The sequence below is a fragment of the Pseudomonas sp. HY13-MNA-CIBAN-0226 genome, from assembly GCF_040310305.1.
Classification (GTDB): Bacteria; Pseudomonadota; Gammaproteobacteria; order Pseudomonadales; family Pseudomonadaceae; genus Aquipseudomonas; species Aquipseudomonas gregormendelii.
Window position 1 is genome coordinate 124,634 of the sequence record NZ_JBEOPS010000016.1, and the last position, 18,974, is coordinate 143,607.

General features: G+C 60.7%; 17 protein-coding genes and 2 pseudogenes. 4 read left to right on the top strand and 15 right to left on the bottom strand.

Annotation, left to right across the window (positions count from 1 at the left end; translation table 11 throughout):
• The first annotated feature begins 14 nt into the window (after window positions 1-14).
• From AAEZ05_RS18560 to AAEZ05_RS30805, 4 genes and pseudogenes are all read left to right on the top strand, one after another.
• The gene (locus AAEZ05_RS18560; RefSeq protein ID WP_350648398.1) at window positions 15-1,553 is read left to right on the top strand and encodes a cryptochrome/photolyase family protein; all 1,539 of its coding nucleotides are present in this window, start codon (window positions 15-17) and stop codon (window positions 1,551-1,553) included.
• Window positions 1,550-1,732, top strand: coding sequence for a DUF2256 domain-containing protein (locus AAEZ05_RS18565; RefSeq protein ID WP_082069139.1), 183 nt, complete (start codon window positions 1,550-1,552; stop codon window positions 1,730-1,732). Before AAEZ05_RS18560 ends, AAEZ05_RS18565 begins: the two co-directional genes overlap by 4 nt.
• Before the next feature lie 182 nt (window positions 1,733-1,914).
• Window positions 1,915-2,598 (top strand): annotated as a pseudogene (locus AAEZ05_RS30800) (PAS domain-containing protein); the annotation flags it as partial.
• A 108-nt stretch (window positions 2,599-2,706) separates the two neighbouring features.
• Window positions 2,707-3,141, top strand: a pseudogene (locus tag AAEZ05_RS30805) (methyl-accepting chemotaxis protein); the annotation flags it as partial.
• Window positions 3,142-3,595: 454 nt separating this feature from the next.
• Here AAEZ05_RS30805 and AAEZ05_RS18575 read toward each other — a convergent pair.
• The 15 genes from AAEZ05_RS18575 to AAEZ05_RS18645 all read right to left on the bottom strand — a co-directional run bounded on the left by AAEZ05_RS18575 (window position 3,596) and on the right by AAEZ05_RS18645 (window position 18,973).
• Window positions 3,596-4,636 (bottom strand): 3-ketosteroid-9-alpha-monooxygenase, oxygenase component, encoded by a 1,041-nt coding sequence (locus tag AAEZ05_RS18575; RefSeq protein ID WP_045058503.1) that lies wholly within the window; start codon window positions 4,634-4,636, stop codon window positions 3,596-3,598.
• Between the two features lie 178 nt (window positions 4,637-4,814).
• Window positions 4,815-6,191 carry a DUF1329 domain-containing protein gene (locus AAEZ05_RS18580; protein ID WP_350597779.1) on the bottom strand — a complete coding sequence of 459 codons (1,377 nt, stop codon included), beginning with the start codon at window positions 6,189-6,191 and terminating at the stop codon, window positions 4,815-4,817.
• A 101-nt stretch (window positions 6,192-6,292) separates the two neighbouring features.
• Window positions 6,293-7,495: a helix-turn-helix transcriptional regulator gene (locus tag AAEZ05_RS18585; protein WP_350648402.1), complete on the bottom strand. Its 1,203-nt coding sequence runs from the start codon at window positions 7,493-7,495 to the stop codon at window positions 6,293-6,295.
• Between the two features lie 76 nt (window positions 7,496-7,571).
• Window positions 7,572-8,780 (bottom strand): acetyl-CoA C-acyltransferase, encoded by a 1,209-nt coding sequence (locus AAEZ05_RS18590; RefSeq protein WP_350597775.1) that lies wholly within the window; start codon window positions 8,778-8,780, stop codon window positions 7,572-7,574.
• A 6-nt stretch (window positions 8,781-8,786) separates the two neighbouring features.
• Window positions 8,787-9,257, bottom strand: coding sequence for a MaoC family dehydratase (locus tag AAEZ05_RS18595; RefSeq protein ID WP_122839851.1), 471 nt, complete (start codon window positions 9,255-9,257; stop codon window positions 8,787-8,789).
• A 10-nt stretch (window positions 9,258-9,267) separates the two neighbouring features.
• Window positions 9,268-10,053 carry an SDR family oxidoreductase gene (locus AAEZ05_RS18600; protein WP_152644248.1) on the bottom strand — a complete coding sequence of 262 codons (786 nt, stop codon included), beginning with the start codon at window positions 10,051-10,053 and terminating at the stop codon, window positions 9,268-9,270.
• A gap of 117 nt (window positions 10,054-10,170) precedes the next feature.
• Window positions 10,171-11,049, bottom strand: coding sequence for an SDR family oxidoreductase (locus AAEZ05_RS18605; protein ID WP_350648404.1), 879 nt, complete (start codon window positions 11,047-11,049; stop codon window positions 10,171-10,173).
• Between the two features lie 59 nt (window positions 11,050-11,108).
• Complete coding sequence (locus AAEZ05_RS18610; protein ID WP_045058508.1) at window positions 11,109-12,260, bottom strand: acetyl-CoA C-acetyltransferase; 1,152 nt, start codon at window positions 12,258-12,260, stop codon at window positions 11,109-11,111.
• A 3-nt stretch (window positions 12,261-12,263) separates the two neighbouring features.
• Complete coding sequence (locus AAEZ05_RS18615) at window positions 12,264-13,322, bottom strand: acyl-CoA dehydrogenase family protein (RefSeq protein WP_045058509.1); 1,059 nt, start codon at window positions 13,320-13,322, stop codon at window positions 12,264-12,266.
• A 9-nt stretch (window positions 13,323-13,331) separates the two neighbouring features.
• Window positions 13,332-14,495: an acyl-CoA dehydrogenase family protein gene (locus tag AAEZ05_RS18620; RefSeq protein ID WP_045058510.1), complete on the bottom strand. Its 1,164-nt coding sequence runs from the start codon at window positions 14,493-14,495 to the stop codon at window positions 13,332-13,334.
• Window positions 14,496-14,505: 10 nt separating this feature from the next.
• Window positions 14,506-15,258 (bottom strand): enoyl-CoA hydratase family protein, encoded by a 753-nt coding sequence (locus tag AAEZ05_RS18625; protein ID WP_350648407.1) that lies wholly within the window; start codon window positions 15,256-15,258, stop codon window positions 14,506-14,508.
• A complete protein-coding gene (locus AAEZ05_RS18630; RefSeq protein WP_045058512.1) occupies window positions 15,255-16,367 on the bottom strand; it encodes an NAD(P)H-dependent flavin oxidoreductase in 1,113 nt (370 codons plus the stop codon). The genes AAEZ05_RS18625 and AAEZ05_RS18630 overlap by 4 nt, the downstream gene beginning before the upstream one ends.
• Entirely contained in the window at window positions 16,364-17,272 is a 909-nt protein-coding gene (locus tag AAEZ05_RS18635; protein WP_045058513.1) for an enoyl-CoA hydratase, read from the bottom strand. The genes AAEZ05_RS18630 and AAEZ05_RS18635 overlap by 4 nt, the downstream gene beginning before the upstream one ends.
• A 15-nt stretch (window positions 17,273-17,287) precedes the next feature.
• Complete coding sequence (locus AAEZ05_RS18640; RefSeq protein ID WP_045058514.1) at window positions 17,288-18,085, bottom strand: CoA-transferase subunit beta; 798 nt, start codon at window positions 18,083-18,085, stop codon at window positions 17,288-17,290.
• Window positions 18,086-18,097: 12 nt separating this feature from the next.
• Entirely contained in the window at window positions 18,098-18,973 is an 876-nt protein-coding gene (locus AAEZ05_RS18645; RefSeq protein WP_045058515.1) for a CoA transferase subunit A, read from the bottom strand.
• Window position 18,974: the final 1 nt, after the last annotated feature.

Below are 18,974 nucleotides of genomic sequence, written 5' to 3' on the forward strand. Positions count from 1 at the left end.
TGGACTGAACAGATATGAACAAGCGCCATCGGTTGTGCCTGGTCCTGGGTGACCAGTTGTCCTTTGACTTGGCTTCCTTGCAGAAACTTGATGCCCAGTGCGATACGGTGCTGCTGGTCGAGGTCATGGAAGAAGCCAGCCATGTCCCCCACCATCCGCAGAAAATCGCGCTGATTTTCAGTGCCATGCGCCATTTCGCCAAGGCCCTGCAAGAACAGGGTCTGCAAGTCGAGTACGTGACCCTGGATGACCCGCAAAACAGCGGTTCGGTGGCGAGTGAATTGCGACGCTGGCAACAGCTGTTGCAAGCAGAGGAAGTACACGTCACCGAGTGCGGGGACTGGCGGCTGGAACAGGCGCTCAAGGACTGTGGCCTGGCCATCCATTGGCACGCCGACACGCGCTTTGTGTGCAGTCGCGCTGAGTTCGGCACTTGGGCGCAAGGCAAAAAGCAGTTGCGCATGGAGTTCTTCTACCGCGAGATGCGGCGCAAGAGCGGGTTATTGCTCAATGGCGACGGCTCTCCAGTAGGCGGCGCGTGGAATTTCGATGCCGAGAACCGCAAGGCCCTGCCCAAAGGGGTGAAAGCGCCCTACCCGCTGCACTTCAGTAACGACGCCATCACCTGCGATGTGCTTGCGCTGGTCAGGGCGCGCTTCAACCATCACTACGGCGCACTCGACGACTTCGACTATCCGGTCACCCATGCCGACGCACAGGCGCTGTGGGCGTATTTTCTGGATTATGGCCTGGCAGGATTCGGCGACTATCAAGACGCCATGGCCAGTGATGAACCTTTTCTATTTCATGCGCGCATCAGTGCGGCGCTCAATATTGGACTGCTGGACCTGCGTCAGTTGTGCAGCGACGTGGAAGCTGCATATTGGGCGCACCGGATTCCACTCAATGCCGCCGAAGGCTTCATCCGCCAGCTCATCGGCTGGCGCGAATATGTACGGGGCGTCTATTGGCTGAAAATGCCCGATTACGCCGATGGCAATCTGTTTGGCAACAGCCGGCCTCTTCCAGAGTTCTACTGGACGGGCGACACCCGAATGAACTGCATGGGACAGGCGATCGGCCAGAGCTTGAAACATGCCTATGCCCACCATATCCAGCGGCTGATGGTGACCGGCAACTTCGCACTGTTGGCCGGCATCGCGCCGAGCCAGATTTGCGAATGGTACCTGGCGATCTACATGGACGCCTTTGACTGGGTCGAACTGCCCAATACGCTGGGCATGGTCATGCACGCCGACGGCGGTTACCTGGGTTCCAAGCCTTATTGCGCCAGTGGTCAGTATATAAAGCGGATGTCTGACTACTGCCGTAACTGCGCCTACGAAGTCAGTGAGAGCACAACGGACGACGCCTGTCCTTTCAATTCACTCTACTGGCATTTCCTGATGCGTCATGGCGACCTGCTGCGCAGCAACCAGCGCATGAGCATGGTCTACAAAAACCTCGACCGCATGACCGAGCCCAAGCAGCAAGCGCTTTGGGAGCGGGGCCAGAAACTACTCGCCAAACTGGATGCCGGGGAGTCGCTGTGAAAAAGAGTGAGCTCCCGGTCAAAGTTTGCGCGGTCTGCGGATTGCCCTTCGCCTGGCGCAAGAAATGGGCGCGATGCTGGAACGAAGTGCGTTATTGCTCGGAGCGTTGCCGGCGATTTAGGAGCTCCTGCCTTACTAACGCCGTTACGGCTCGTTCGGCATCCGCGATTCGTATCTGATTTCACAGGTTTCCGTACATCTGACATCGACCTGCATAGCTTTCCGTTGGCTTGAAGGAAATGCCAAGCAGCCTATATCCACTGAGGTATGCATGTTCAACTCGACTATCAAAAAAGAACTGGCCGTCAGCCAGCGGCGCTTGGCTGACAGTGAAGCCACCCTTGCAGCCTTAGGTGGCTCCATGGCCCTGATTGAGTTCCAGCCTGATGGCACGATCCTCAGTGCCAATCGCAACTTCCTGAAGGTAATGGGCTATAGCGTTGAAGAAATCCAATCCCGGCATCACCGCTTATTCTGTACGCCGAAATACGCCAACAGCGCTGCTTATCAAAGCTTTTGGTCACGCCTGGGTAATGGCGAGTTCATCAACGACCGCTTCCTGCGCCTGGACAAACAGGGGCGTGAGCTCTGGCTGGAGGCCAGCTATAACCCTGTTCGCGATACCACCGGACGGGTGATCAAGGTCGTCAAGATTGCGACGGATGTAACTGCCCAGGTTCAGAAGGAACAAGAGCAGGAGAGCCAGATCAAGGCGATTAACCGGTCCATGGCAACCATCGAGTTCAACCGGCAGGGAGAAGTCGTCAACGCCAATGAAAACTTCCTTGCAGTGATGGGTTACCGCTTGGAAGAGATTGTTGGCAAGCACCACCGGCTGTTCTGTGAGCGTAGCGAAATCGAATCCCCCGATTACTGCCAGTTCTGGGAGCGCCTGAATCAAGGCGAATTTTTCTCAGGCAGCTTCAAGCGCCTCAACAACCAGGGACGCGTGGTCTGGTTACGTGCGACTTACAATCCGGTGTTCGACGCCAACGGCGATCTTTACAAAATAGTCAAGTATGCGAGCGATATTACGGATCAGGTTCTACAGCAGGAAACCGAGTCACGAGCGGCGCGCATGGCTTATGAGACTTCACTGAAAACTGACGATACAGCCCACGAAGGAGCCCGTGTAGTGCAGGACACCGTGGATGTCATGCAAAGCCTGGCCGACGAATTGAATCACGCAGCCGAAGGTGTCAATGCCGTCAGTCAGCAGTCGGAGATAATCAGCAGTATCGTGCAGACCATCCGTGGGATTGCCGAGCAGACGAATCTTCTGGCGCTCAATGCGGCCATCGAAGCGGCTCGTGCCGGAGATCAGGGGCGAGGTTTTGCCGTGGTTGCTGACGAAGTGCGCAACTTGGCTGCACGTACTAGTCAAGCCACTGTGAAGATTGTCGAGGTGGTGCAGCACAATCGTGAGTTGGCCACGGGGGCAGTGGCCAGGATGGAGGCGAGTAAAGACAAGGCAGAACAAGGCGTCAAATTAGCCGGTGAGGCGGGTCAAGTGATTCTCGATATTCAGGACAGTGCTCGTCAGGTCGTACAGGCGATCAGCCATTTCGCCTCGACATTAGCACGCTGACACAGCCATCAGCAGAGCACTTTAATACAGCCTGAAACGCTGGGCAGCGTTGTGGCGCCCACCTCTACGACGGGGCCGCCCCCATTGATAACAACTGTCGCGACAAACAGGGGCGGAGCGTTGCCGGCGGTTCAGAGGCAACCCTCCCCTGAAACAGCCCTAACGGAAATCCAGCCAGTTTGAGACTCCCGAACTCAGCGAAAGGCAGCTCGCATAGCGCTTGCACGCCTTGACGCTGGTCGACTCCGCCGGCACCGACATCTTTACAACCAACACCAGGAGAAACACTACTAACAAAGGAAAGGTGTAGGCATTTTTTATTTTCATTTTGTATTCCCTCATTGCCTTCAAATCGGACCTGAGTCATCACCATGGACTCAAGGGTGGCTGTGTCCTTGGGAGCGGCGCCTTGGAGAGTATTCACTTGCTTCTCGAAGGCGCCCTGCTCCCTTTATCAGCGCTCGTCGACCGTTATGAACTCGCGACGCAGCGCCATTGACGCGGGCACGTCGTCCTCATTGGTGAAGAATTGCTCATACCACTCGCGCAACTGATAGACCGGCCCGTCGGTTTCTGCGAGCACCGGCTTGTCGATACGGATTTTGTGCTTCCAGATCACCACGTCCTGGTAGAACGAGTCCCGGTTGCCCTGGACATACGCCCTGGCCACTTCCTGGTTTTGCTCTTCCGTCCAGCCCGGTACGCGCTTGACCATGCAACCAAAGCGCAAGTCAAAACTGTTTGGCGTCACTGGCACATGGCTGTTGAGCAGAATGGCGTGGATCCGCGCATCGCCGAACATCGAACTGATATGGGTGAAGTGAGTGGCCGGACCGTAGTAGGCCGATGGTGCGATCAGGTCACCGCCCAGGCGCTCGGAGTCACCATGAAAAATCTGATGGCCGATATGCCCTTCGAAAATGTTGGCGAAATACTTGGTTGGCGTACCGTGCACCGGCCCGAAATGCTGGGCATCCACCAGGTTATCGACCAACTCCCGTGGGTTGGTTTCGATCAGCATGGTGTCGATGTTCCAGTTATGAATCCAGTCCGGGTCGTCCATCTCAGGGAGGTGCGGAATGATCACGCCCTCTTTGGGCGGACGGCCTTCGGGGTTGTTCCAGACGAACAACAGGTTGTTCTCCTCGCAGGTCAACCAACTGCGCGTCTTGGCCTTGGGAGGAATGCGCTTGCAGTAAGGGATCTCCACGCATTTGCCGCCGGTGTCGTACTTCCAGTGATGGAACGGGCATACCAGTCTGTCGTTCTCGATGGTGCCCTGTGACAGGTCGGCGCCCATGTGCGGACAGTAGGCATCGAGAATACTGATGACGCCCTGGCTATCGGCAAACGCCACCAGCCGAGTGCCGAAGATTTCCAGGGTATGAGGCTTGCCATCACGGTAATCGTTGGCATTGCCCAGGCAGTGCCAGCCGCGCGCGTAACGGTGGGTACGCTGGGCATTCTCGATGTTGATTTCAGCGAGTTTCGTCATTGTTATTATTCCTCAAATGCAGACTTCGGGGCAGGCGATGCCCCCAAGAAATACCGGGTAATCCCATGGCGGATATCATTGAGCAGTCGCGCAGCAAGATCATCGTGCAGTTGGACTAGATCAAATGAGAGCTACTCTCAAAGTGCGCCCCTGAAACAGCGGGCGCCCTGTTGACTGCTTACTGGCCGAAGCGGCGAGCGGCTTCCGGGCCGAAGTCCCTGGGACTGAAACCGGGTTTGTTCAACAGGTAACCGTTGCGCTGCTCGTTGATCAGGTTGAACGCCAGGTAGCTGCCAGCATTGAGGTCGTAGTACAGGCCGACGCCCGCCTGCTGGGCCTGGCTCTCGTAGGCATAAAAGTAGTTGACCATCGAGGTGCGCCATAACTCGCCACGGTTGTCGTAGTTGTCGGCGAGCATCGGAAACCAGGTGTCTTCGTCGACATACAACTTGCGTTTGCCATACAGGTGGCGATAGCCAGGTTTGAGCGTGCCTTCCAGTTCCCAGACCCTGTGACGCTCATAACGCATGGCATCGGGATTGATGTGTCCGGGAGTCAACAGGCTGGCGTAGGTGAGCTTGGCGTCGTGCAGACGATAGGTGTTGTACGGAATGTACATTTCCCGTTTGCCAACGATCTTCCAGTCGTAGCGCTGGCCGGACCCGTTGAACAGGCGCACTTCATCCACAGTGATCGAGCCGCCACTGCCGGGGAATGACATGTCGAAACCATAACCCGGCGATTGACGCACGCGCCGGGTGCCTGGATCGTAACGCCAGGCCTGGCGCGGTTCGGTTTTGTCGTTCCAGAATTCGGTGCCGGTGTTGATCTCACCCTTGTCCCGCTGCGGTAGCAGAGTTTCGTTGAGATAGAACGACGAGTTGCCGTTGGTATCGCCGATCTTGCCGGGTTCCAATGATGGAGCCAGGTTGCGCGAATGCACCCTGCCCCAGTTGATATTGCCGTCCTTGAGCACGTAGGCGTTATCGGAGGTGTACTCTTCGGTCCAGGCCCGCAAGGTGAAGGTCGAGGCATTTTTCAACAGCTCCAGCCCGCTGCGCGGCACCGGGAATGGTGTGCCGCCGGTCTTGCCGACGACCCCTTCGCCGTCATCGACCAGACGCGCCACGCTGGCGTTTTCCCGAGTGGCCTGGCATACCGAGTCACTGACGCGAAAATCCCTGTGCGAGGGATACACCGGCATTTTGTAGGTGGCCGGGTACAATTTGAACAGGGCTTTTTGCCCGTCAGACAGGGAGTCACTGTATTGCGCGATGTTCTGCGCGGTGATCACAAACAACGGTTTTTCGTCCGGGTACGGATCCACGGGGTGGTGCCCCGTACCTTTGAAATCAACATGGGGCGGCGCGCCCAGCCACTTGCCACTGAACGCCGGGATACTGCCATCGGCATTGCCGGCCTGTTCCGCGCCCAGGCACGTCAAGTCTTTGCCAAGGCGCGGGATGTCCTCCGGTGCTGCGTTTGCGGTGCCGATGGCACAGCATCCAAATAACAACGTCAAGGCCCAGCCAGGGGACTTATTACTGCCGGTCATTTTTATTCTCCTTGGGTTCGACAACGGTTGCCCAGTATCGACAGGCAAGGAAACCGAGAGCATCGTCCGCACGGACTAACGCATTTTGGCCTGGCCCCAAGTCACAGCCGAGACCCGGCCGGCTGCGGCGCACCCAGCGCTACCACGCTATTGAGCATGATCCGCACCAGCTCGGTCTGGCGTCGGACACCCGTCTTGGAAAATATCGAACGCAGGTGCGCGCGTGCGGTATTGCGCCGGATATTCAGAATTTCCGAGGCGTCCTCAAGCGACAGGCCGTTGGCCAATTCCAGGGCGAGCGCGGTTTCTGCCGGGGTCAGGTTGTACAGCTGCGAAGTCAGCACCGTGCTCACCAGCGATTTGCTCACCGCGTCCCGCACATACACCACCACTGTGGGTTTACCGTGGCCTTCGAGCAGTTCCCGTGAAGGAATCAGTTCCACCACTACGCCGAGGCTGACCTGTCCCGAAGGACGGGAAATCGACGTCGCCTCGGCCACCTGCACGCCCCTGGCGGCGCCTTGCCTGGCACGCTGGAAGGCATTGCGCACCAGGCGCGCCAACTCCCGATTGTCACTGGGATAGGTAGCCTCCAGTCGACCTCCCACCACTTTAAGGCCGTCCTGACTGTCAAGGATTTCCCTGGCCACGGGGTTGAGTTGCACTACGCAGCCGTTCTCGTCGAGCACGAAGGTCGCCACTGCGAGGCGGCTGATCGTTTGCGAATACAGGCTGCCCAGAGACTCACTGCGGTCCAGCAGCGAATACATGTGCAAGGCCCGACGCAAATGGGGCAGCAACATGGCGCACAAGGCCCGCTCGGTCTCACTGAATTGCGGGTGGCCCTGTGGTCGATTGATCCGGAAACGCACGATGCCGCCATCCGGCATGCGTATATCCGCACCTAGCATGTGGTAACAATCGTAAGGTTGGCAGTACAGCAGGTAAAACGCCGAACTGGCCCATTCGGCATCGCTCATCAGCTCATCGATGGTGAATACCGTGTCGGTGGGCAAACCCTCGAACAGGGTAGATTTGGCGTAGTAGGCGTAATGGTTGATGCCGCCCTGGCCCAATTCGACATCACCGGCAACCACCATCGGTGACAGCAGCGGCTCATCCTGAACCCGCAGGATCAAGGTCACGAAATTAGCCTTGAACAGCGCGCGTATGTCGCGCAACGAGTCACTCAAGGAGGCCGTGTTCATCGACGAATCGTAGATGTTGCCAATGATCCGTTCGTACTCGGCCAACTCCAGGCCCATTTGCGCGAGGACCTGTGCATTGGGCATACAACTTTGCATATCCATTCCCCAGCAACGGGCCCGACCTGCGGGCCCCCATGGCTTTAATCGAATGTGCGGCCGCGTCCCGCTCGCTTCACGGCAGTTCGAACAGGCCGGCGGCGCCCATTCCGCCACCGATGCACATGGCAATCACCACATAACGCGCACCGCGCCGCCGCCCTTCGAGCAAGGCATGGCCCACCATCCGCGCGCCGGACATACCGAATGGGTGACCGATGGCAATCGCCCCGCCGTTGACGTTCAGGCGCTCTGCCGGGATCTGCAGCGCGTCGCGACAATGCAACACCTGGCAGGCAAAAGCCTCGTTGATCTCCCACAGGCCAATATCCCCCACCCCCAAGCCGAAACGCTTGAGCAGCTTGGGTATGGCGATCACCGGACCGATGCCCATTTCCTCGGGTGCGCATCCACCCACGGCAATGCCACGGTAGATGCCCAAAGGCGTCAATCCGCGACGCTTGGCCTCGGTACGACTCATCAACAGACTCGCCGCAGCACCGTCCGAGAACTGCGAGGCGTTGCCGGCGGTGACGAACGTCCCCTGCTCGATCCATTTACCGTCCTTCCACACCGGCTTCAGGTTTGCCAGGTCTTCAAGGCGCGTACTCGGTCGGTTGCACTCGTCACGCAGAACCTGCACACGCTCATGACCATTGGGCTGGCCATCAGCGGCGAACAGCAGCTTGTCCACGCTCAGGCCGACGATTTCCTCATCAAAGAGCCCGTCTCGTTGAGCAGCAGCCGTGCGCAGCTGGCTTTGCAATGAATACTCATCCTGGGCGGCGCGACTGATGCCATAACGACGGGAGACGATCTCGGCGGTTTCAATCATCGGGATGTAGGCGCTGGGCATCACTTGCAGCACCGCTTCGGATTGGGCGCGGAAGCTGTTTTTGTGTTTGGTCTGGGTCAGCGACAAGGACTCTACGCCGCCGCCAATGGCAATGTTCATCTCGCCACTCATGATGCTCTTGGCAGCTACGCCGATACTCATCAGCCCCGAGGCGCACATGCGGTCCAGCGCCATACCCGGCACACTGTCCGGCAAGCCACCGGTGTAGGCACAGAGCCGACCGATGTTATAGGCCTGGGTACCCTGTTGAACCGCCGCACCCATGATCACATCTTCTACGTCCCCAGGCTCAATGCCGGCACGTTCGACCACCGCGCGTACCACATGCCCACCCAGCACTGGCGCCTCGGTATCGTTGAACGATCCACGAAACGATTTGGCCAGCGCTGTACGGGCGGTGGCGACGATGACGACTTCATTCAGGTCCATGGAAACTCACTCGCAAATTGGGTTGAAGGTATAGCGGCTGATGGTGTCGATTACGCAGCCCGGGCGCGCCTGGCCTTCGACTTCCACGGTGATGCGCACCACCAGTTGCACGGCGTCGCCCACTGGCTCGGCGCGGATAATCTGGCCGCTGCCGCGCACCCGCGAGTCGACCTTGACCGGGGCCGGGAAGCGCACCCGATCGCTCCCGTAGTTGACGCCCATGGTCATGTTTGAAAGGGTCAACAACTGCGGCATGAACAGGTTGGCCAGGGACTGGGTCAGGTAGCCGTGGGCAATGCAGGTGCCGAACGGCCCGTTGGCGGCGCGTATCGGATCGACATGAATCCACTGGTGGTCACCCGTGGCCTCGGCGAACAGATCGATGCGTTCCTGGTTGATGGTCAGCCAGGCGGTGTGGCCCAGGTCCAGGCCTTCGGCCGCAAGCAGAGCCTGGGCGCTGCTGAAAAGGTGACTCATGAGCGTGCCCTCAAGCTTGTTGTGAACTGACTGACAGCACTTCACCGACCATGTAGGAGGCGTAGTCGCTGGCCAGGAACATCATCACGTTGGCCACCTCCCATACTTCGGCGGCGCGACCGAACGCTTCGCGCCCTGCCAGGCTGGCGAGCAATTGTTCGCTGGAGGCTTTCTTGAGAAAATCGTGCAGGGCAATCGACGGCGATACCGCATTGATGCGCACGCCAAACTCAGCGGCTTCCAGGGCGCTGCAGCGGGTCAGGGCCATTACGCCGGCCTTGGCCGCAGCGTAATGGGCCTGTTCCTTTTGGGCCCGCCAACCGAGCACCGAGGCGTTATTGACGATGGCTCCTGCGCCGCGGCGCTGCATGTGCGGCAACATCGCCCGAGTCATGCGAAAGGTGCCCGTCAATGTCACGTCCAGCACCCGCAACCACTCTTCATCGCTCATCTCTACCACACGCTTCTGGCCACCCAGCCCCGCATTGTTGATCAGCACATCGACCCCGCCCAGAGCCTCTTCAGCCGCCGCCACCAAGGCCTGGACTTCGTCTTCTATCGTGACATTGCACAGCTGGCCGTAGATCGCCTGCAGGCCGGTCTCGCCCTTGAGGCGCGCTACCGCCTCTTCCAGGCGCCGCGGGTGAACGTCGGAAATCATCAGCGCCCGACAACCTTCCTCGGCACTGCGTCGGGCCGCTGAGTAACCGATACCGGCACCGGCCGCGGCGGTGATCAATACCGACTTGCCGGCCAGTAATTGATGACCGGGAACATAAGGGGGGGCTTGTTTCACAGCGTCTACCTCCGAAGAAATCAATACGCTGCAGTTTTACGGAGCGGGCCAGGCGGGCACATCGTCAAAATGGGGTATGAAGGTCGAGAACGTTGACGTGAACAAAGGGTCGGGGCTTCAGCTGCCCCAGACGTTCTGTGCCTTGGGCGCTTCAGCGAGAATCGAGTCCACGGCCGCACCAATCTCTTCGACTTGCCACAACGCGCCTTTATCGCGGGTGACGCCCGTGCGCCAGCCGTCTCCCAGGGAGATCCGCCCGCCCTGGCTTTCGAAGACCTGGCCGCTGACATGGGCCGACGCCGGGCTGCCAAGCCACACCACCAGCGGCGCGACATTTTCCGGCGCCCAGGCATCGAAGCTGTCGTCCTCAGGCTTTTTCACCACGTCGGGCATGGCACTCTCGGTCATCGAGGTACGTGCCGCCGGGGCTAACGCGTTGGCGGTGACACCGTAGCGCGCGAGCTCCGCCGCTTGCACCAGGGTCAGCGAAGCAATGCCGCCCTTGGCCGCCGAATAATTGGACTGTCCCACCGAGCCTTGCAGGCCGGCGCCGGAGCTGGTGTTGATGATCCGGGCGTCGACCGGTTTGCCGGCCTTGGCAAGGTCGCGCCAGCGCCGACCGAGAATGTTGGCCAGGCAGTAATGGCCCTTGAGGTGGACGCGCATGACCATGTCCCAGTCTTCTTCACTGAGGCTGATGAACATGCGGTCGCGCAAGACGCCAGCGTTATTGATCAGCACATGTACTTCACCAAACGCGGCCAACGCCGCATCGACGATGCGCTGCGCAGTGGCCAGCGTGGTGATGTCGTCGCTGCTGGCAATGGCCTGGCCGCCGCTCGCGCGAATTTCACCTGCCACATCTTCTGCGGCATCGGCGCGAATATCGTTGACCACGACATTGGCCCCTTGCGCGGCGAACGCCAGGGCATAGGCGCGACCGAGCCCGCCTCCGGCCCCGGTGATGATCACGGTGCGGTCTGCACAAATAGCCATGTTTAACTCCTCTGGATTTGGGTGGACGCGCAGCCGAAGCGGCGGCCCACGTAAAAGAATTACAGCCGTTCGATGATGGTCACGTTGGCCTGGCCGCCGCCTTCACACATGGTTTGCAAGCCATAGCGCCCACCGCTGCATTCCAGTTCGTTGAGCAGCGTGGTCATCAGCCTTGCTCCGGTTGCGCCCAGCGGGTGCCCCAAGGCAATTGCCCCGCCATTGACATTGGTGCGTGCCGGGTCGTAATCCAGCTCTTTGGCCCAGGCCATGACCACAGAGGCAAAGGCCTCGTTGATCTCTACCCGGTCGATGTCAGCCATGCTCAGCCCGCTTTTGGCCAAAGCCCGGCGTGTCGCCGCAATCGGTGCGGTGAGATGCCAGATTGGATCGTCACCCAGCACCGTTAGGTGATGAATCCGCGCCCGTGGCGTCAAGTCGTAGCGTTTGAGCGCCGCCTCCGACACCACCAAAAGCGCAGCTGACGCGTCGCAGGTCTGGCTGGACACGGCGGCGGTGATCGATGGGTACTGAGGGTCCACCGGCTGCAGTTCAGCCATCTTTACCAGGCTGCTGTGCCGCGGGGTTTCATCCACCGCGAGGCCCTGGCAGGCGACGATTTCCCGAGCAAATCGCCCGTTGGCAATGGCCGCCAATGCGCGTTCGTGACTTTGCAGGGCAAAGGCTTCCATTTGCTCGCGACTGATCTGCCAATGATCGGCAATCCGTTGCGCGGCGTAGAACTGGTTCACCGGTTGCTGACCAAAGCGCGCACGCCAGCCAACGCTGCCCGAGAATGGATCGGCAAAGCCCAGGGGCTGGCCGGCCAGCATCGCGGAGGAAATCGGGATTTGGGTCATGGTTTGCACGCCGCCCACCGCGACCACATCCTGGGTGCCGCTCATCACCGCCTGCGCGGCAAAATGCAGCGCCTGTTGCGATGAACCGCATTGGCGATCCACGGTGGTGCCGGGGACCGTCATTGGCAGGCCTGCGGCCAGCCAGCTGGTGCGCGCTATATCGCCGGCCTGGGAGCCGATGGTGTCGACGCACCCGAATATCACGTCGTCGTAGTCTTGCGCGGGGATCACGTTACGCTCCACCAGTGCCTTGAGCACATGGGCGCCCAGGTCAATCGCGTGGATCTCGCTCAACGAGCCCTTGCGCTTGCCGGTGGGGCTGCGCAGTGCATCAACAATGTAAGCCTGTGCCATGACTCATTCCTCGAAAGTGTGTCCAGGCCCCAGGCCAGTAGTGTCGGCGAACAAGTAGTCGCTGACGCGGTTTTTGTGAAATCCGCGGTCGCCCCAGGATGCATCCAGAGCCCAGGCGCGCTTCATGAACATCTGCAAATCGACTTCCCAGGTGTATCCCATTGCGCCGTGAACCTGGATGCCTTTGCGGGCAGCGATCCAGCTCGCCTCATTCGCCGCGAGGCGGGCCTGGGAGACCCATACGCCCGCGTTGACGTCGCACCGGGCCAGGGCATGTGCGGCGCGGTACAGCACGGGTTTGGCCTGTTCGATGTAGCGGGCGACATCGGCCAGGTGATGCTTGACAGCCTGGAAGCTGCCGATCGGCTTGCCGAACTGTTTACGCTGGGCCACGTAGTCCACGGACAGGTCCAGCATGCGTTGCGCCAATCCCAGCAGTTGCCCGGCCACCGACAGCGCGCCACGGTCCAGCAGACGGTCCTGTAAAGCACGCCCCTGCTCGCCACTGGCCACACAGGTCGCCGGCGTTGGGATCCACTTCACCTCACCCAGGCGGCGCGAAGCGTCGATGCTCGGATGGTTTTCTACCTCAACCTGAGAGCGAGGCACCACGTGGATCTCATCGCCATGGGTGAGCAGCAGTACTTCTGCCAATTGCGCATCGCTGACCAGCAAATTGACCGGATGACTGATCGCCATGCGCAAGCTCCCATCGGCGATCCGGGGCAGCAGTTCGGCGCGGGCCGGGTGGCCTGCGGGCAGGCCGGCAAGTAAGCCACTGGCAACATAAGCGGTGTCGGCCAATGAATCGGGAATGGCGTAGTAACCCAGTTCCTGGGTCATCAGTGCCCAGGTCACATCATCCATGCCCAGGCCGCCTTCGGCCTCGGGCACTGACAAGGCAGTCAGGCCCTGGCCGGCGATCTTGTTGCGCAGGTCCCGCGAGCGGCCGGCATCGGTTTCCCAGATTTCCCGAAGCATTTCCGGGGCGGCTTCGGTCATCAGGAAACGACTGATGGCCTCGTGAAACGCCAACTGGTCATCGTTAAAAGTGAAGTCCATGGCGGTTCCTTATTTCGGCAAGCCGAGCATGCGCTCGGCAATGATGTTGCGCTGGATTTCGTTGGTGCCGGCGTAGATCGGCCCCGACTGGGCGAACAGGAAACCCTCCAGCCAGCCGGCCGCATCGCCGGCCTGGGAGGCCTTGCCCACCAGCTCGCCGCGCCCACCGAGAATGCGCATGGCAGTCTCGTGCATCTTCAGATCCAGCTCTGACCAGATGATTTTGTTGATGCTCGACTCAGCGCCGATCTGCTCGCCTCGGCTCAGGCGGCCCACGGTGTGATAGGCCGACAGCGCGTAGGCTTCAGCGCCCATCCAGGTCTCCAGCACGGCATCGCGCAGGCTTGGGTCGCGGTCGGCGCTGGCGCGGTGTGCCTTGTACAGGGCCACGAGCTTGCGTGCCGTGGCCTGGAAGCGCGCCGGTGAGCGCAGCAACAGGCCGCGCTCGAAACCGGCGGTGGCCATTGCCACGTGCCAGCCCTGCCCCTCGGTACCGATACGGTTAGCCACCGGCACCCGCACGTCATCGAAAAACACCTCGGCGAAGGCGTCCTTGCCGTTGAGCGCCTTGATCGGGCGAATGCTCACTCCCGGTGCGTCCAGCGGCACCATGATGAACGAAAGCCCGTGGTGCCGGCTCGATCCTGGCTCGCTGCGGAACAGCCCGAACAGCCAGTCGGCGTAGGTCGCCCGGGTTGACCAGGTTTTCTGCCCATTGATCACGTAGTGGTCACCGTCGATCAGGGCCTTGCTGGTGATTGCCGCCATGTCGGACCCCGCGTTGGGCTCCGACCAGCCTTGCGCCCACATGTCCAGGCTGGCGGCCATACGCGGCAGGAAACGCTGCTTCTGCTCCGGCGTGCCGAATTCCATCAGGGTCGGCCCCAGCAACAGCTGGCCGTTCTGATTGACACGCATGGGGGCTCCGGCGCCGTAATACTCTTCCTCGAAGATCAGCCACTCGATCAGGTCGCTACCGCGTCCGCCCAGATCGGCTGGCCACATCACCATCGACCAGCGGCTCTCGAACAGCTTGGCCTCCCACGAGCGGTGCTGTTCAAAACCTTCGCGAGTGTCGTAGCTGGCCAGCGGCTCGCGTGGCAGGTTGGCTGCCAGCCAGGCCCGCACTTCGGCGCGGAAAGCGATTTGCTTGGGGGTGTAAGTCAGGTCCATGGCGTTTATCTCAGAACTTGGCGTCGCGTTTTTCAACGAAGGCCCGGCGCGTTTCCGCGGAGTCCGGGCTGCTATAGGCCTGCATGGTGAAGCCCTGTTCCCAGCGGTATTTGTCTTCCAGGTTGCCGTCTTCAATACCGTTCAAGGCTTCCTTGGCGATGCGGATCATGCCCGGGCTTTTTTCGGCAATTTTCGCCGCAATGCCCAGGGCGGTTTCGCGTAATTGATCCTTGCTGACAATCCGCTCGATGAAGCCGTATTGCAGCGCTTCGGGGGCGCTGATGCTGTCGCCGGTGAAAAACAGGTAACGGACTTTTTGCACCGGGAACAGGCGCTGCAGATGTGCACCGCCGCCCATGGCACCGCGGTCGACTTCCGGCAGGGCAAAGGTCGCGCAGTCGGAGGCGACAACAATGTCCGCCGCACCGGTGATACCAATGCCGCCGCCCAGGACAAAACCATGGACCGCGACAATCACCGGCACCGGGTTGCGATGCACGGCCTTGAAGGTGGCGTAGTTACCGGCATTGACCTCGACGATCCGCTCCGGGTACTTGTCCAGCTCCTTGATGTCGACTCCGGCGCAAAAGCCCCGGCCCTCGGCGCGAATCACGATCACCCGCACTTCGGGATTAGCCCCAAGGGCTTCGATGTGCTGCGCCAGGGCCTGCCACTCCTGGCTGTCGAGGGCGTTGACCGGGGGCTTGGCGATCACCAGTTCAACGATGCCCTGATTGAGTTGTGTGCTAAATGCCTGGGTCACAGGTGTTCTCCGATACTGGCGGGACGATTCGATGGGAGGTGCTGGCTGCGTGCCAGGAGCGTATCCAGGCAGTGCTGTGCCTCACCGGCGATGCCTTCGATCACCTCGCGGCAACTGAGCAATTCACCAATCGCAGCGGCGACCTGTCCACTGGGCAGGATGCCCTCGTCCGGTGCGCCATCGACCATGGAGCGCTGCAACAGCACCGGCTGGTTGGCAGCCATCACCACCTGCGACAGCTGCGATGGGTCTTCGCGTAGTGCACGGACGAACACCGAGGCCATGTGCGCCAGGCTCATGCCGGTTTGCTGCTTCCACTGCCACGCACTGCCCAGGGCGATGCGCAGGCGACCGAAGGGGCCCGCTTGTTCGAGGTGATTGATGAAGCGGTTTTCGATCATTCGGTGGCGCATGCCATCGACCGCAGTGGTCACACGCACCTGCTGCGGATCCTTGACCTTCAGGTAGCGCTCTAGTGTCGCGGCCGGAGTCGGCGATTCGCGGGTCATGAGAAACCGTGTGCCCATGGCGATTCCCGCGCCACCGGCAGCCAGGACCGAAGCCAGCCCACGGCCAGTGGCGAACCCACCCGCCGCGATCACCGGCACCCTGACCGCCGCCAGTACCTGGGGCAGCAGGATCGAACTGGGTACGCCGCCGGTATGGCCGCCGCCCTCGCCGCCCTGGACAGTGATCAGGTCGGCGCCCAGCTCCACGGCCTTGAGCGCATGCTTCAAGGCGCCCACGGTGGGAATACACAGCACCTTGGCCGCCTTGAAGCGAGCGATGGTCTGTTTGTCCGGACCACGCCCGTAGCTCACGGCGCGCAAGCGGTACTGAATCGCCAGGTCGACACACTGCGCAGCGTTGTCCTGGAACATATGGAAATTGAGCCCAAAATTGCTGCCGCCGGTGGCATCGATTACCTTGCGGATTTCGCCTTCCAGCTCATCAGCCGGGATGGTCGCCCCGGCCAGGAAACCGAAGCCCCCGGCCTGAGTCGTGGCGATCACCAGGTTGGCATCAGCGACCCAGCCCATGGCGGTCTGCACGATCGGGTAACGGCACCCGAGGGCTTCGGTCAGCGGTGTTTCCAACCAGCGGTTCATTGGTTTTCGTCCTCGGCCTGCTTGTTGGCGCGGGCCATCCCCTTGGCATCGAAACCGCCCAGTTTGTCGCCGGACAGCAACTCGTTATGGGCATGGGCAAAGTGGTGCCAGGCAAATACCGCATCCATCGCCGTGCGTTTACCTTGCAGGTCTTCGACGTGGTTGACCGCCTGTTTGGTCAGGGCCAGGCCCATGCGTGGCTGGCGGGCGATGCCTGCGGCCAGGGCGTAGGTCGCCTGTTCAAGCTCTTCACGCGGCACCAGGCGATTGACCATGCCCACTTGCCAGGCCCTTGTGGCGCTCATGCGGTCACCAGTGAAGAGAAATTCCTTGGCGATACGCGGATTCATTTCGTAGGGGTGAGCAAAATACTCCACCCCTGGAATGCCCATACGCACCACCGGGTCCTGGAAAAATGCGTCGTCGCTGGCAACGATCAAATCGCAGACCCAGGCCAGCATCAGCCCACCTGCTACGCACGCGCCCTGGACCATGGCGATGGTTGGCTTGGGCAGTTCGCGCCAGCGCCGGCACATGCCCAGGTACACTTCCTGCTCGCGGGCATACAGTTGCTCGCCACCGGGTTTGTTGGTGTGGTCCCACCACAGGTGCGCGCGCTCGAACGGTTTGTCGATATCCCGGCCGGGCGAGCCGATATCGTGGCCTGCGGAAAAGTGTTTGCCGTTGCCGCGCAGGACGATGACCTTGACGCTGTCGTCGTTCACCGCCTGGCGAAAGCAGGCATCCAGGGCATAAGTCATCTGCGAGTTTTGCGCGTTGTTGAAGGTCGGCCGATTCAGCGTCAGCGTGGCGATACCCTCGGCCACGCTGTACAGCACCGGGGTGTCCGTCTCGTAAACGGCGTTGTCCTGGCGGACGATGAATTCACTGTCGCTGCTGTGCATGGTCGTGTCCTTGCCTCAGGCCGTACGGATGCCGGGCGGATTGCCCTTGATCGCCGTGGCGCGGTAATCGTGGGGGTCGAGTCGACGGATCACGGCCAACTGCTCAGGGGTGGGATGCACGGTTTCGTGCAACTGCGCCGACTTGAGCAACGGGAAGCCGGTGTTCTCCTGGACCTGATCGAAACTCACGCCGGGGTGCAGCGAGCGGACCTGCACTGCACGCTGCGGTCCATTGAAATCCAACACGCACAAGTCGCTGACTACGCAGTCAATGTCCATCAAGTCGCGACGCGCACCTTCGGGCCAGCGCTCGGCCTTGAAGCCCACGCCGGAGACCATGTCGACTTCGCCGCTGACGAACACCCGGGTGTTATGACTGGGTACGAAGAACGAATTCAGGTGGTTGATGCTGTTACCTGGCAAGCCGCGCACGCCGAGGATCGCGGTCTTGGGCTTTTGATAGTCGCCGACGCAGGACAGGTTGGTCTGGCCCCAGCGGTCGATCTGGGTCGGCCCGATCATCGCGTGGCGGCGGCCACCCCACACGCATTCGAAAACCCGCTCGAACGACATGTAACCCGAGTACCGTGGCACGTAGTCACCTCTTGGGCCCAGCGGGATCGGTTCTTCTACCAGAAACGCCTCGCTGTCGGTCATCAGCAGCTCGGGGCTGTGAGTCAGTTTGGCCAGGCTCGCGCCCAGGCGCGGAATCACGCCAAGGCCAGAGGCAATCACCTCGCCATTACCGCGCCAGGCCTCGGAGGCCGCGACGATCATCAGTTCAGCGAGGGTAAAATCACAGGTTGCAGACATGGTCGCTAATCCTCAGAACACGGGAAGGGGCAAGACGCCCATGGAATCGGCACCGCCGTTCTGTGCCTGATAAGCCAGCTCGCCACCGGCAATGTAGGTCTGCACATAGTCCTGCCAGCCGTTCTCCGCCTGGCTGCTGGCGACATAACCCTTGAGGTGTTTGATGTCCCATCCGTAATCAGGTGCGCACAGCGTCGGGTGCGCACCCAGAGGTGCATGCACCACACCGCTCACCAGGTAACGTTCAAAGGTGTTAAAACGGGCTTGATCGGCGCTCAGCTCCAGGCGCTCTTCCAAGCGTTCGCACGACACGAAACACTGCTTGGCAGCGCGGGCGAACAGGTGATCGAAATACGGGTCCGGACCTGTCACCAGGCAGTTACCCAAGCGGTCGGCGACGTTGACGTGCAGGAACGCCACGTCGAGGTTGAGCGCCGGCATCGCCAGCAACACCTCGCCATCGGCATAGGGCGACTGGATCGTTTTAAGCTGCGAATTCAAGCGCGTGACATCGGTGGCCAGGCCGCAGCGGGTCGGCAGGAATGGCAAGCGCATGCCAGCGGCGCGCAGCCCCCACTGGAACATACCTTCGTCCAGCTCCATCAGTTCCAGCTCGCCAGCCTCGCGAGCTTTGCGGTAGTAGGGTTCCAGCGGAATGGCATCGAGGGTAGCGAAGCCGAACACCAGCTTCTTGACCTTGCCGGCAGCGCACAGCATGCCCACTTCCGGGCCGCCATAGGCAACCACCGTGAGATCCTTGACCGGTGAGCGCAGGATCTCGCGCACGATAGCCATCGGCTTGCGCCGCGGGCCCCAGCCACCGAAACCGATGGTCATGCCATCGCGTAATTGAGCGACCGCATCGGCCGCTGTCAGTTGTTTGTTCATC